Source organism: Zwartia sp. (assembly GCF_049655405.1).
Classification (GTDB): domain Bacteria; phylum Pseudomonadota; class Gammaproteobacteria; order Burkholderiales; family Burkholderiaceae_B; genus Zwartia.
The window spans coordinates 89,078-102,992 of the sequence record NZ_JBASJR010000001.1 but is presented as its reverse complement, the minus strand read 5'-3'; the positions used below and the strand labels follow the sequence as shown (position 1 = coordinate 102,992).

The following is a 13,915-nucleotide window of genomic DNA, read 5'->3' as shown; positions in this document are numbered from 1 at the left end:
CATGAATATTCTTATCACCGGTGGTGCGGGCTTTTTGGGGACCTTGCTTGCGGGCGAGTTATTGAAACGCAACTGTTTGCGAGGCCGCCCCCTGACAACCCTGACGCTCACAGACCTAGTGGCACCCACGCGACAGGAAATTGTCCAGCATCCCAAAGTACGTATTGACAAGGGAGATTTGCTCAATCGTCTGCCCGAGTTATTTAAAAATGATTACGACGCGGTCTTTCATTTGGCTTCAGCGGTGTCAGGTGAATGCGAAGCAGACTTCGAGCTTGGCTTGCGCTCAAATCTTGAGGCAACCCGCGCCGTGCTGGAGGGGCTGCGTGCTCAGCATGCTCGCACGGGTCAAGCACCCTTGTTTTTCTTTGCGAGCTCTGTGGCGGTGTTTGGCTCAGACCCCGCGATTGCCATGCCTTCTGTGGTGACAGATTCAACTCTGCCGACGCCTCAGTCAAGCTACGGGATTCATAAGTTCATCTGTGAACAGTTGATTGCGGATTACAGCCGCAAAGGCTTTATCGACGGTCGTGTCGCCCGACTGATGACGGTCTCGGTTCGTCCGGGACGCCCAAATGGTGCGGCCTCAAGCTTTCTGTCAGGTATCGTGAGAGAGCCGCTTTCGGGTGTCGCGATGCGATGCCCGGTGAGTCTCGATACACGTGTGGCCTTGTCCTCACCCCTGACGTCCATTGCAGGTGTGCTGGCCGCTGTTGAGGCGACGCGCGAAGAGTTCGGGGGCCGGACGGCACTGAATCTACCTGCGCTGACTGTGACGGTTGGTGACATGTTGCAGGCTTTACGCGAGGTAGCGGGTGAGCAGGTAGCCGCTCTCGTCACGGTCGAACCCGATGAGCAGATCACGCGCATCGTGGGAGGCTGGCCGTCAAAGTTTGATTGCCAGCGCACCCATCGCCTAGGACTTAAAGGGGATGCGTCCTATCAAGACATCATTAGACAATACCTTGATATGACGCGTGCCTAAAAGGGCAGTTGCTTTAAACGACGCAGGGGTGTGCCGCGCCATCCATCGTGAGGATCGCGCCAGTGACATAACTGGCACGGTTTGAGGCAAGATAGACAACCGTATCCGCCACTTCCTCAGGGCTAGCCAAACGACCCATCGGCACCTGGGCAGTCATGCGTTTGAGAACCTCCTCTTGGCTAATTTTTTCATGATCAGCATTCACTTTTAGACCCTCAATGAGCCGATCTGTCAGGGTGCCTGACGGGTTGACTGCGTTGATGCGCACGCCTTTCGGGCCATAGGCCGCTGCGAGGCCTGCGGTGGTCAGCATGAGTGCTGCATTGGCACTGCCACCTGCGATGTGTGGTGTGCTGGGGACTTTTCCGCCAGAGCCGACAACGTTGACGATGACACCAGTGCCTCGGGCACCCATACGCTTGATCACTGGATCAATCATATTGATGTAAGTAAAAAACTTGGCATCCATCGCTTCCCGAAAGAACGCAGGTGAGAGGCTTTCTGCGGGTGTGCGTTTGGCGGCACCTGCAGAGTTGACCAGCACATCGATTGCGCCAAAGGTTTTTTCTGCCGCATTGAGCGCTTCCTCGGCCGACTCCGCTTTTTGCACATCGGCCGAAAACAAAGCGATTCGGTCCTGGCTGCCGGGTACTTGTGTGGAGAGTTGTTTTTTAGCTGACTCAAGCGTGACGGGATTGCGCGAGACCAAACTGACTTTACAGCCTTCTTCGAGAAATACTTTGGCACAGGCCAGGCCAATGCCTTTGCTGCCGCCAGTGATCAGCACGTGCTTGTGGGTGAGGTTTAATTCCATGTCACGACTCCATTGTCTTTGAGGGCAGATATTTCTTCTTGGGTATAGCCGATGCTTTGTAAAAGCTCAATCGTATCGGCGCCGATTGTTGGCGGGGCTTTGCGCACTTGCAGGCGTTCACCTTCAAGGGCGATCGGTAATAGGGCGACGCGGGTTTCGATTTCTCGTCCGGCGCCCGTGTTGTCGGCTGCGATCGTGACGGGTGCCAAGCCGCCCGTGGCGAGTAGATGGGGATCGTCAAACAAGTCGTGTGGGCGTGTAATGGGCGCATAAGGCAAGCCGCATTGTTCAAAACGGCTGCTCAGTTCTTTTGCACTCAACACGCCAAACCGTTCACGCAAAATCGGAATGAGCCAGCTGCGCGCCTTGACGCGGTCATTGTTCGTCACCAGTCTATCGTCAGACTTGAGATCATCAAAGCCGAACTCTTTGCACAAGATCGTCCATTGCGTGTCGCTGACGGCTGACAAGAATATCTGCTCACCATCCTTGACTGTAAAGACATCGTATACAGCCCAGGCGCTTAGCCGGTTAGGCATTGGATTGGCCGGAGCACCTGTCACGGCAAATTGCATCATGTGTTGCGCAACCAGAAAAACATTGTTTTCAAACAAAGCGCTTGCGACCTCTTGACCCTTGCCTGTGCGATGCCGTTTTTGTAGGGAGGCCAACACACCGATCGCGCCAAACATGCCACCCATGATGTCGTTCACGCTCGCACCTGCGCGCAAGGGTTGTCCAACCGGACCCGTCATATAGGCCAGACCGCCCATCATCTGCACCACCTCATCGAGTGCGGTGCGGTGTTCATATGGTCCTGGCAAAAAGCCTTTGTGGGACACATAGATGAGGGCGGGGTTTAGCTTGGATAAGGCCTCGTAACCAAAACCAAGCTTGTCCATGGTGCCGGTTTTGAAGTTCTCACTAAAAACGTCGGCTGAACCGAGCAGCTTAAGGACAATTTCTTTTCCCGCAGGATGTTTGACATCGACTGCAATGCTTTTCTTGTTACGGTTAAACATTGGGAAAAAACCAGAGCCTGAGCCCAGCAGCTTGCGGGTGTTGTCACCTGCGAGCGGTTCGACTTTGATCACCTCGGCGCCGAGATCGCCAAGAATCATCCCACAGGTGGGACCCATGACCATATGTGTAAATTCAACAACGCGAATGCCTTCAAGGGGCAGGGAGTCGGACATCATGTACCTTCGATTTGGGTCTGCAAACGAGTTGTTATACCATCGGACAAGCGGTGGCAGGCTCGTCGGTCCGCGTCAGCATCTAGGAGAGGTTTTTATGCAGTGCAGCATTGTTGTCAAAGTCGTGGATTATCTTGATCCAAGTGACCGCCAGGCTCTCCTTTCCATGCTTGATATGTATGCCAGAGATCCAATGGGAGGCGCTGAGCCCCTGCCTGCGGATACACGACTGCGTTTGTGTGACGACCTCGCTAAGTTTTCCGGAGCGATCAGTTGGCTGGCGTTCAAGGACGGCCAGCCAGTCGGGTTGTTAAATGCCTTGCCCGGATATTCGACCTTTAAAGCACGCCCTTTGCTCAATGTGCACGACATTGCTGTGGACCCTGCCCACCGCGGTCAGGGTGTCGGTCAGGCGCTTTTGACAGCGATGGAGGGGTATGCGCGCGCTTCAGGGTGCTGCAAGGTGACGCTTGAGGTGCTGAGCGGCAATACCCAAGCGCAGCGCTCCTACCAACGGTTTGGCTTTGAGCAATATTCCCTCAGCCCAGAAACGGGGCAGGCCCTCTTCATGCAGAAGTGGTTGTAGGTGTGTGGTCTTTATGGACAAAGCCTCTGTGAAAGCAAATAATCAGATCACTGTGTATTTCGATGGTTCGTGTCCGCTTTGCAGGCGAGAAATTGGTTTTTATAAAAACAGTGCAGGCGCGGACCAGATTAGCTGGCAGGATGTCAGTCGCGCGACAGACGGACAAGTCGCTGGTGATTTGAGTTGCCAGCAAGCGATGGCGCGCTTTCATGTGCGAGGCGCCGATGGCACCCTCAAAAGCGGTGCTGCGGCTTTTGTCGAGCTCTGGTTGAGCCTGAAATATTGGCGCTGGTTCGGGCGGTTGTTTGCGCATCCCCCTGGAATATGGTTTTTAGAAAAATGTTATGTTGGGTTTCTTCGGATTCGTCCAGCGATACAACGTCGGATCAAGTAGTGCTTAGCCAGATCGTGCTTCCGTTAATGCTTAAGTTTGATCTTCTTTTCCCCAACACAAGATACTCACACCACGATTAAACTCAACCTTATGAATCCTACTGATCAAGACCAAGACAAAGGCATACCCATTTCGGTATCCATCCGCAATCGCCTGAAAACAGCACGCAAGCGTTTTCATGCCAATGACAACATCTCCGACTTTATCAAACCAGGCGAACTTGCTCTGCTGTTGGATGAGGTGGAGGGAAAAATGAAAGGCGTGTTGGAAAGCTTGGTGATTGACACCGTTTCCGATCACAACACCAATGACACCGCGCGTCGCGTTGCCAAAATGTACCTCCAAGAGGTGTTTGGCGGTCGTTATCGTCCCCAGCCCCCGATTACAGAGTTTCCTAACGTCGAGCATCTGAGCGAATTGATGATTGTCGGACCGATGACCGTGCGTAGCGCGTGCAGCCATCACTTTTGTCCCGTGATCGGTAAGGTTTGGATCGGCATCATGCCCAATGAGCATACCAACGTGATCGGTCTCTCCAAATACGTCCGCCTCGCGGAATGGATCATGAGCCGCCCGCAGATTCAAGAAGAAGCGGTCGTGCAGCTCGCTGACTTGATTCAGGAAAAAACCCAACCCGATGGTTTAGCTGTCGTCATGAGCGCGACACACTTTTGTATGTCCTGGCGCGGTGTCAAGGACATGGATAGCCGTATGATCAACTCAGTCATGCGGGGAGCCTTTCTAAAAGACCCCAATTTGCGTCGTGAGTTCCTGTCCTTGATTCCTCGAGAGGTATAGCCATGTTGGTACGTTTGTTATATGTCAGTCGTGCACTAGACCCAAGCGCGAACGAGGAGACGGATTCGATTTTAGATTCCTCGCGTCAGCACAATATCGCCAATGGAATTACCGGCATTCTTTGTTATGGCGGCGGAATTTACCTTCAGGCGATCGAAGGTGGTCGCAAGCAAGTCAATGAGTTGTATGGCCACATCATTCGTGACACACGACACAAAGACGTTGTGTTGCTTCACTACGAAGAAATCACTGAGAGACGTTTTGGTGGCTGGACAATGGGAAAGGTCAATCTTTCCAAACTCAACACCTCAATCGTACTCAAGTACTCTGAGCAGCCCGAGTTGGATCCCTACTCGGTCTCTGGTGCGGTGTCACTTGCGCTCTTGGAGGAGCTCATGTTGACGGCATCTATTATTGGTCGCGCATAAACACACAGGAATCCAAAGAAGATGAGCGCAACTGACGCCTCCTTGCACACTCAGGACCATTCGTTGGCCGTTCGATTGTTGCTCAATGTCGGGCATGGTTTAGACCACATGTTCTTGCTGATCTTTGCGGCATCAGTCGGCGTGATTGCAATGGATTTTGGCTTTGACAGCTGGGAAGATCTGATGCCCTACGGTGTGGGAGCTTTCGTGTTGTTTGGTTTAGGCTCGATTCCCTCGGGTCGCCTGGGTGATCTCTGGGGGCGCCGTCGCATGATGGTGGTGTTTTTTGTTGGTATAGGTGCCTCCACGCTGATTGCTGCCTTGAGCCAAAACGCCTGGCAACTCGCCGCAGCGCTCACGTTGGTGGGTGCTTTCGCCTCTATTTATCATCCTGTCGGCATTCCCTTTTTGGTGCAAAAGTCGGTCAACCCGGGCTATGCGATTGGGATCAATGGTTTGGCGGGTAATTTGGGCGTGGCTCTTGCCGCTGTGGTCAGTGGTTTTTTGATCAAGTGGCTCGGATGGCGCGCTGCCTTTGCGATCCCAGCAGTATTGTCGATTGCCTGTGGCGTCTGGTTTGCTTATGTGTGTCCAGCAGAAACCGAGGCGCCCGCCAAGCGTAAAACAACGGCCAAGGTCAAATTCCCTCCTGCCTTGATTGCGCGGGTGTTGGCAGTGATGACGGTGAGCGCGGCGACCGGGAGTGTGCTGTTTAACTTTACGACCAATGGCAATGGTCAGCTGTTGCTCGAGCGCTTTAAGGGCATTGTGGAGGATCCCGCAACGTTAGGCATCATGTTGGCCGTTATCTATGTGGTGGCGTCGCTGATGCAAGTGATTGTCGGAAAGCTGCTTGACCGCTTTGCCATACGCCCCATTTTTCTTGGCATTGTGTTGCTGCAAATCCCGTTGTTTTTGCTCGCTTCCCACGCCCAAGGTTGGTGGTTGTTCGCAGCCTTGTTGGGCGTCATGGTGTTCATTTTCGGCGCGGTACCCTTCGTAGATGTGATGGTGGTGCGCTATGTGGACGACCGGATGCGTTCGCGCGTGGCGGGTATTCGCTTGGCCGTCTCTCTGGGTTTGAGTTCAATTGCAGTCTGGGCGCTTGGCCCATCGGTTAAGAGTCTCGGTTTTGATGTCATGTTGTTAGTCATGGCGGGTTTTGCTGCGTGTACGGCCATCGTCGTGATGCTGTTGCCCCGTGAACCCGGTCCTTCCAATACACAGTCATCTTGAGAGGTCGACCATTATGAGCATTGCACGCTTACAGTCTAGTGAACTCGATGCCGCCTGCGCAACCTGCCCGGATTGGCAATATGATTCGACCGAGGGAGGGCGCTTGTCCCGTACTTGGCATTTCAAAGACTTTAGCGAGGCTTTTGCCTTTATGACGCGTGTCGCGATCTTGGCAGAAAAATTGGACCATCACCCCGAGTGGTCCAACGTCTACAACAAGGTCTCTATTGTGTTGACCACGCATGATGCGGGTGGTCTGTCGACACGCGACATCATGATGGCCTGTGCGATTGACCGCCTCAGTACGTATTGAGTGATGCTTTGATTTCCTGAGCTTTTTCTTTGATGCCCTCGACGGCGGCATCACTCATTTTTTCAATATTTCTGTACACCATTCCGAGCCTGAAATTCTTGGAGAGTTTCTCTTCATGGCGGATAAAAAAGTCCCAGTACAAAGCGTTATACGGGCATGCGCGCTCACCTTCGCGTAACTTTTTATCGTAATGACAGCCTTTGCAATAGTCGCTCATTCGGTCGACATAGGCCGCGCTCGACACATAGGGTTTGGTGGCCAGCAGCCCGTCATCGGCAAACTGACTCATGCCAATGACATTGGGCAACTCTACCCACTCAAACGCATCAATATAGATTCCAAGGTACCAGCGATGCAACGCAGCGGGATCTAATCCAGCCAGCAGAGAAAAGTTGCCAATGACCATCAGACGTTGAATATGGTGTCCATAAGCATGCTCTAAGGATTGACCGATGGAGTCGGAGAGACAGTGCATCTTTGTCTTGCCGGTCCAAAACCATTCTGGCAAGGGCGTGGTGTGGTTAAACGTATTGTGCTGTTCATAGCCAGGCATATGGTGCCAATACATCCCACGGATGTATTCGCGCCAGCCTAGTATTTGCCTGATAAAGCCCTCAGCCGTCGCGATCGACACCTTGCCTGCGCGCCAAGCTTGTTCGGCGCGGCTCACCACTTCTTGTGGGTTGAGCATCTTGGTGTTGAGCGAAAAGGAGAGTAGCGAGTGAAACATTCTCCAGTGTCCCGTACTCATCGCATCTTGAAAGTCACCAAAGTTTGGCAATATGTGATCAATAAAGTGATCCAGTTCTGCGAGCGCTTCTTTACGGTTCAAGGGCCAGAAAAATTCTGCTGCATGTGGCACGCCTAATGTTTGAACACCCGCTTTTTCGATGACAGTCCACAAGGCAGAGTGATCGTGTTTGGTACGCTGATCTTTGGGTTCCGGAGGGGTGCCGGTCCAGCGCTTGCGATTCTCATGATCAAAATTCCATTGCCCTTCGACGGGTTTCTTAGCATCGAGCATGAGGACCTTGTGTTTTGTCCGCATCTGACGGTAAAAGCGTTCCATCAGCCAGCTTTTTTGACCTTTAAAGATCTCTCCTGCCTCGTGACGCGTCGTGTAAAAGTGTTCACTGTCGCACATCTCCACCGCGATCTTTAAACTTTTACCAAATGTTTCAAGTTGCGCATCCAGACGCCACTCATCAGGCTGTTGATATTCAAAGCGCGAACATTGATATTGTTTGAATAACTTTTCCAGATTAAGCGTAAGAGACTGTGTATTTTTAGCGTCATCGATGGCGAGGTAATGCACGCGGTGACCTTGAGACTCAAGCAGTGCAGCGAGGTCACGCAGACCAGCAAAAATCGCCAGTACCTTTTGGGCATGATGCACCACATAGTCTGTTTCTTGACGCATCTCCATCAAGGTGTAAACAACGTTTGGGTCCACGTTTGAAAACCAACTGTGTGCGGGGTTCAGTTGGTCACCCAGTACTAAGCGAAGCGTTGTCATGTCTGTGCCCATTGTTTGCGATAGAGCCCCTTAGGGTCATGTTCTAGCGCTTGTTTTTCTAAATTCATCCGTCGACCGCCTCTCGGATCTGTGCCCAAGCCCGCGATATAGAGCCAGTTTCCCTGATTGCTATAAACGTCGTAATCCAAGAGTTGTGACTCAAACCAGGCCGCGCCCGCTCGCCAATCGATTCTTAAGTCATAAATTAAATAGCTTGCGACGATCTGACGCATGCGATTGGACATCTTTCCTGTCGCGGCGAGTTCGTTCATCCCCGCATTGACGAGTGCATTTTTTGTTCTACCTTGAGTCCATTGCTCAAAGAGTTTGAGCGCGATGCCGCTCAAAGGCTCAGCAAGGCTGGGCGCATCACCGCTTGGGTCAGGCTTGCGCAGGCCTTGACGCAAGTAAAGGGCACGTCCATATTTCAGATGTAAAAAACGAAAGTAATCCCGCCAAACCAGTTCAAACCAGATCCAGTAAGTGCCATCGTTGGCACCTCGGGCAGCTTCGTATTGCGTGAGCCGCTCAACAATCATTGGGGCCGAGAGTGCTCCAGTGGCTAACCAAGTAGAAAAGCTGGTCGCGTAGTCTGTGCCAAAGAGTTGATTGCGTGTTTGTTTGTAGGTGTGAGGTAGTTCGTCTGAGAAGTAGTGGTCCAGGTGTTGCTGACCTTGAGAGGTGCCTGCGCTTGACTGACTGTTTGCTTCTAAACTCGAACCTAGATGCTCAAGCCGCTGCTTCAAGCAGACGCTTTCAACCGCAAGGTTCTCGGGCAGAGAAGGCATGCGCTCAGGTCGTGCGGCCACTGCCCGGGCGCGCAGTCCTGTAGATTCGAGCTTTTGCCTAAACTGCGTAAACACATCGGGCATTTGCCGAGGCGTAAAAGGCAACGTAGCCAAATCCAACATGGTGGATTGCCACAGGTATTGAACCTTGATGCCTTGCTCTCTAAGCTGCTCGATTTCGGCTTGCTCTTCGGGGGCGGCAATTTGCTCACAGATGATGCCGTCGGCTTGCGTGGATTGAACCAGTGAGGCGAGGGTGGTGACCGCATCGCCTTGCAACACGAGCAGTCGAGTACCGAGTGCTCGACATTGTGCATCCAGTGCGACAAGGGTCTCCGTGAGATATCGTTTGCGCGGCTCACTCTCGCGTGGAAAACCCCAGCGTGTTGTGGCGTCCTCTGGTGCGAGTACAAAAACGGGAATAAGGTGTGTCGCCGTGCGACAGGCTTGATTCAGCGCAGGAGAGTCCTGCAATCTCAGATCGTTTCGAAACCAATAAATCAAGGTGCTCATTTAGATGCTCCCGAAGACGTTCTACAGCGGTCGGAGCAAAATTTCACGTTTTCCCAGTCACGCTCCCATTTTTTTCTCCAAGTAAAAGGGCGGGCGCAACGCTGACAGACTTTGCTGGGGAGGTCAGCTTTTTTGCGGCCACGCATGGGGGAGGGGGTAGTCATGAGAAATCCAAGGCGTGCTGTGTCGGGGAGGGCGTTTGCGTGGGACTGTTGATCCGTCTGCGGCTGGTGGGCTGACTCGAACGCCTGCGCGAGGCGTGCTTTTCAACAATCGCTTTTTTTCCTGCTTTGACGTCTGCATCACTGCGTCTATCGTACAGGCGACGCTTAGACTCGCGTGTGGCGGCTTCGAGATCCACGACGGGCACAGGGAGCCTATTGTCGGCGTGGATGCCAAACTGCAGTTGCATCTCAGGTGTCAAATGCCAGGGTTCAAATAACCAAGTGTCTGGGACTTTTTTGAGCGCCGGAATCCAGCGTCGCACAAAGACGCCCTTTGGATCGTGGTCACGCGCCTGTTTGATGGGATTGTAGATGCGCGGAATATTAATGCCTGTGGTGCCCGCTTGCATCTGCATCTGACTCCAGTGGATACCAGGCTCATAGTCAAGAAAATGTCTGGCCAGCCATTGGCCGACTCCCCGCCAGTGCAGCCAGAGCGGGTACGCCGCGGTCGAGACAATCATCGCCCGCATCCGAAAATTAATCCAGCCCGTGTCTTTGAGCATCAGTACGCAGGCGTCCACGAGAGGCCAGCCTGTGCGTCCCTCGCTCAGCGCGACGAAATTCGCCTCATTCCAGTCATCTTCCCGCAGACCATCGTAGCCGCGGTGAACGTTTTGATACTCAAGCTCAGGTTCTGACTCCAACTTTTGAATAAAGTGACAGTGCCAGTACAGACGGCTCATGAGCGCGCGTAACCCTTTTGATTTGCGGCTCTCCCTGGAGCTCTCGCGGTCCATGACGTCCACCATCGCATGCACGACTTCGCGCATGCTGAGGCAGCCATAGGTAAAGTAGGGCGAGATCCGCGAGCATGCCGTAGGCGCCGACAAGGGTGAGGATATTCCGCCACGATATTGTTCGCTGCGGACCTCCAGAAAATCATTGAGAATTTCCAGACCAATCTGACGTCCGCCTTTTTGACGGTGAGGCGGATTCAATGGGTCAATGCAAAGTTGCGCCGCACTCGGTGGCCTTGGCTCAGTCCAAGGCAAGGGGAGAGCGTCGATCCGGGCCGGGGCGGGCAGGCAGTCTTGCTGCATGTGCTCTTCCCAGGCGGCTTGCCAGAGGTTTCGATTGTGCAGTCGTCGCACGACGCCAAACTGTATCGGCTCATGCCAGGCAATGCCTTGTTGACGGCACCAGTTTCCAACGGCAATGTCACGTGTAAAGCTCGGCGCGTTGCCGGTTTCCTGATGCGAATACAGTGCATCAAATGGCATGAGTGCGTGCAACCTCTGCAAGACGTCAAGCGCCTCCCCGGTTACAACGTGTAACTGTCCACCGAGTCTTTTAATCGCGACATAGAGATCGCGCAGACTTTCGATGGTGAACTCATAGTGCTGCGTCGAGGCATCCGGGCTGCGCCAGAGGCTTGGCTCGATGATGTAAAGACAACAGACACGACCGCGTTTGACAGCGGCAGTCAACGCAGCGTGATCATGGACGCGCAAGTCCTTTTTAAACCACACTACGCTTTGACTCATTACACTCCGTTGACTACATCATCGGCGCCTGCAGGACTATTTGCCAAATAGGCTCTGCACGCTAGGGAGATTCTCTAGACCCGCTATGCGGTCATAGAGGCCATCGTCCGCGCCATGCATGGCCGGATTTTCGGCTTTGCCTGTCGCGACGCAATCCATGAATTTCGCCTTTAAACCGGCGGCATCGATGGGGTTTTTTGCATTGCCCAGAGGAAAACGAATTTCACCTGAGTCAAACTTTTTTCCATTCTTTGTTTCAATCACCACGCGGTCTGTGAATGCAAAGGCGGGCTCTAACGGACAGGCGGTATCAACCGTAGTCACACTGACCTTTCCGTAGAGTTCTGACACATCAGGGCGTGTGGCAAATGCGTCCGTCAATTGGGATAAACCGACCTGACGCGCCACCACAGCGGAGGCCACTGCAAACTGAGCACTAAATTTAGCCTCGAGACCTGTCACAGGATGTTTGTTGCGCAACATTGAAGCTTGGGCGGGACCCATCGTCACGTGGACGTTGCTGATGTCCTCGGCTTTGAGGTTTTCACGTTCGACGATCGCCAGTACCCCGTCGATCGTTCGGTGACTCGAATAGCAAACAGGGTAGCGCTTGATCGATAAGCCGCTATCCAAAATCCGCAAGGTCTTACCCAGGGTGTCAGCGGGTCGCTTGAGGTCTGCACGGCCCGACAATGAAAGTGCAAACAAATAGCCAGCAGGATGTTCAAACACATCGGGTGCCGAAGTCATGCCGAGTTTGGACAAGCGGACTGCATCAATGCCGTGCGAGGCCGCGCGGCCAGCGTGAAAAGGCTTGGTCATGGTGCCAAAGTTCGCGACCAGACCACTAGCGAGACTGGCGGAGATGGCGAGTGCTTGACGCGCCTCCTCCACAGAAAGCTTATTGAGGTAAGCCACAGCCGCGGCGGCGCCCACCGCGCCAAAGACACCTGTTGGATGCCAGCCCTTGAGATGATATTGCTCAGGTTCGCGGCTGACGAGCTCCGCCCAGACTTCGTAGCCCACGATATAAGCACGGACGGCATCCAGACCTGAGCTATTGAGCTTGTGGCCTTCGGCCAAAATAGCGGGGACCAGGACAGTACTGGGGTGGCCTGAGATCGCCACATCGTCATAGTCTAAAGCGTGACCAGCCACTGCATTAATGAAGGCTGCTTGTGCCGCGGGGTGCATGGTGCCTAAAAAGGGAACCGGCGCCTCGGCTGGTGTCGTGGCTTGGGCGAAAAACTGTCGGACGATGTCCACGACGGGTTCGCGATGCCCGGCCATCATGGTCGCAATCGTATCGATAAAGCCTGTTTTTGCAACAGCATAGGCAGCTTGCTCTTGACCACCAAAGGTCGGTTGCGCTACGAAGGCGGCGAGAGCGTGGGTTAATCCTTGAGTCATATTTGTCTCCTGCACAATATTTTTATTTTGAGTGGTTAAAACGAACGTGGCATGCCGAGCATGTGTTCGCCGATATATGACAGCACCAGATTGGTCGAGATTGGCGCGATCTGGAACAGGCGCGTTTCGCGCCACTTGCGCTCGACGTCGTATTCCTTGGCGTAGCCAAAGCCGCCATGACTCTGCAGACAAGCCTCGGCTGCATGCCAGGTCGCATCTGAGGCGAGTAACTTGCCCATATTGGCCTCATCTCCGCAAGGCAGGCCCGCATCAAACAGCGCGGCCGCGCGGCGTAACACCAAGTCAGCGGCCTCGGTCTCCGCGTGTGCACGCGCGATCGGGAACTGAACGGCCTGGTTTTGACCGATCGGACGGTCAAAGACCCGACGCTCGCTTACATAGGCCACCGCTGTTTTCGCGAACCAGCGGGCATCTCCAATCGCCTCGGCCGACACTAAAATACGCTCGGCGTTCATGCCGTCGAGAATGTACTTAAAGCCTTTGCCTTCCTCGCCGATCAAGTTGTCTGCGGGGATTTTCAGATTGTCGAAAAACACTTCAGTCGCATGGTGATTGACCATGGCCTTGAGCGGACGAATGTCCAAACCTTTGCCCAAGCCATCGCGAATGTCGAGCAGGAACACAGACAAGCCTTCGCTCTTTTTCTTACACTGATCGAGCGGAGTTGTCCGCGCCAACAACAACATCAAATCAGAATGCAAAGCACGCGAGGTCCAGACTTTTTGACCGTTAATGACGTAATGATCGCCTTGACGCTCGGCCCGTGTTTTGAGCTTGGTGGTGTCTGTACCTGAGGTGGGTTCTGTCACGCCAAACGCTTGCAGACGCACCTTGCCGGAGGCGATATCGGGGAGGTATTTTTTCTTTTGCGCTTCGCTGCCATGACGCAATACGGTACCCATGGTGTACATCTGGGCATGACAGGCGCCAGCATTACAGCCCGATGAGTGGATCGTCTCAAGGATCACCGCTGCTGCGCGCAGCGGCATGCCGCTGCCGCCGTACTCTTCGGGGATCAGCGCACCCAGATAGCCGGAGGCGGTCAAGGCCTGAACGAACGTTGTGGGGTAGTCTGATTTTTCTTCGAGTTCTCGCCAGTAAGAGCCTGGAAAGTCCGCACAGACACGTTTAACGCCTTCGCGGATTTCTGGATAGTCCTCACCAGTCTCGATGGTGATGTTTTGTTTTGGATTTGCCATGTGATGC

Annotated in this window: 14 protein-coding genes and 1 pseudogene; 7 read left to right on the top strand and 8 right to left on the bottom strand. The window is 53.7% G+C overall.

All coding sequences use genetic code 11. From position 1 onward, the window contains the following. Window position 1: 1 nt before the first annotated feature. On the top strand, window positions 2-985 hold the full coding sequence (gene denD, locus WBJ47_RS00480; protein WP_422244535.1) for a D-erythronate dehydrogenase: 984 nt from the start codon (window positions 2-4) through the stop codon (window positions 983-985). A gap of 13 nt (window positions 986-998) precedes the next feature. Here the strand turns inward: denD and WBJ47_RS00475 are convergent, their stop codons facing one another. Continuing rightward, window positions 999-1,799, bottom strand: a complete 801-nt coding sequence (locus WBJ47_RS00475; protein WP_422244534.1) for an SDR family oxidoreductase — start codon at window positions 1,797-1,799, stop codon at window positions 999-1,001. 2 nt (window positions 1,800-1,801) lie between these two features. Continuing rightward, a pseudogene (locus WBJ47_RS00470) lies at window positions 1,802-2,998 on the bottom strand (CaiB/BaiF CoA transferase family protein); the annotation flags it as partial. Window positions 2,999-3,092: 94 nt separating this feature from the next. On the opposite strand from WBJ47_RS00470, the gene WBJ47_RS00465 reads away from it, so the two are divergent. The 6 genes from WBJ47_RS00465 to WBJ47_RS00440 all read left to right on the top strand — a co-directional run bounded on the left by WBJ47_RS00465 (window position 3,093) and on the right by WBJ47_RS00440 (window position 6,750). Beyond that, a complete protein-coding gene (locus tag WBJ47_RS00465; protein ID WP_422244533.1) occupies window positions 3,093-3,581 on the top strand; it encodes a GNAT family N-acetyltransferase in 489 nt (162 codons plus the stop codon). A gap of 13 nt (window positions 3,582-3,594) precedes the next feature. Further along, window positions 3,595-3,975: a thiol-disulfide oxidoreductase DCC family protein gene (locus tag WBJ47_RS00460; RefSeq protein ID WP_422244532.1), complete on the top strand. Its 381-nt coding sequence runs from the start codon at window positions 3,595-3,597 to the stop codon at window positions 3,973-3,975. 90 nt (window positions 3,976-4,065) lie between these two features. Beyond that, the gene (gene folE / locus WBJ47_RS00455; protein ID WP_422244531.1) at window positions 4,066-4,773 is read left to right on the top strand and encodes a GTP cyclohydrolase I; all 708 of its coding nucleotides are present in this window, start codon (window positions 4,066-4,068) and stop codon (window positions 4,771-4,773) included. A 2-nt stretch (window positions 4,774-4,775) separates the two neighbouring features. Beyond that, window positions 4,776-5,201 (top strand): BLUF domain-containing protein, encoded by a 426-nt coding sequence (locus tag WBJ47_RS00450; protein WP_422244529.1) that lies wholly within the window; start codon window positions 4,776-4,778, stop codon window positions 5,199-5,201. 21 nt (window positions 5,202-5,222) lie between these two features. After that, window positions 5,223-6,437, top strand: a complete 1,215-nt coding sequence (locus WBJ47_RS00445) for an MFS transporter (protein WP_422244527.1) — start codon at window positions 5,223-5,225, stop codon at window positions 6,435-6,437. A 13-nt stretch (window positions 6,438-6,450) separates the two neighbouring features. Then, window positions 6,451-6,750 (top strand): 4a-hydroxytetrahydrobiopterin dehydratase, encoded by a 300-nt coding sequence (locus tag WBJ47_RS00440; RefSeq protein ID WP_422244525.1) that lies wholly within the window; start codon window positions 6,451-6,453, stop codon window positions 6,748-6,750. On the opposite strand, the gene WBJ47_RS00435 is transcribed toward WBJ47_RS00440, so the two are convergent. Genes WBJ47_RS00435 through WBJ47_RS00410 form a run of 6 tightly spaced genes read right to left on the bottom strand, consistent with a single transcriptional unit; the run spans window position 6,737 to window position 13,908 of the window. After that, the gene (locus WBJ47_RS00435; protein WP_422244524.1) at window positions 6,737-8,278 is read right to left on the bottom strand and encodes a cryptochrome/photolyase family protein; all 1,542 of its coding nucleotides are present in this window, start codon (window positions 8,276-8,278) and stop codon (window positions 6,737-6,739) included. The two genes, WBJ47_RS00440 and WBJ47_RS00435, sit on opposite strands and share 14 nt — an antisense overlap. Continuing rightward, window positions 8,263-9,567 (bottom strand): DASH family cryptochrome, encoded by a 1,305-nt coding sequence (locus WBJ47_RS00430; protein ID WP_422244523.1) that lies wholly within the window; start codon window positions 9,565-9,567, stop codon window positions 8,263-8,265. The genes WBJ47_RS00435 and WBJ47_RS00430 overlap by 16 nt, the downstream gene beginning before the upstream one ends. Next, complete coding sequence (locus WBJ47_RS00425; RefSeq protein WP_422244567.1) at window positions 9,564-9,713, bottom strand: DUF2256 domain-containing protein; 150 nt, start codon at window positions 9,711-9,713, stop codon at window positions 9,564-9,566. Before WBJ47_RS00425 ends, WBJ47_RS00430 begins: the two co-directional genes overlap by 4 nt. 14 nt (window positions 9,714-9,727) lie before the next feature. After that, complete coding sequence (locus tag WBJ47_RS00420; RefSeq protein WP_422244521.1) at window positions 9,728-11,278, bottom strand: FAD-binding domain-containing protein; 1,551 nt, start codon at window positions 11,276-11,278, stop codon at window positions 9,728-9,730. 36 nt (window positions 11,279-11,314) lie between these two features. Further along, the gene (locus tag WBJ47_RS00415) at window positions 11,315-12,688 is read right to left on the bottom strand and encodes an MmgE/PrpD family protein (protein ID WP_422244520.1); all 1,374 of its coding nucleotides are present in this window, start codon (window positions 12,686-12,688) and stop codon (window positions 11,315-11,317) included. 35 nt (window positions 12,689-12,723) lie between these two features. Next, window positions 12,724-13,908 (bottom strand): acyl-CoA dehydrogenase family protein, encoded by a 1,185-nt coding sequence (locus tag WBJ47_RS00410; RefSeq protein WP_422244518.1) that lies wholly within the window; start codon window positions 13,906-13,908, stop codon window positions 12,724-12,726. Window positions 13,909-13,915 lie beyond the last annotated feature (7 nt).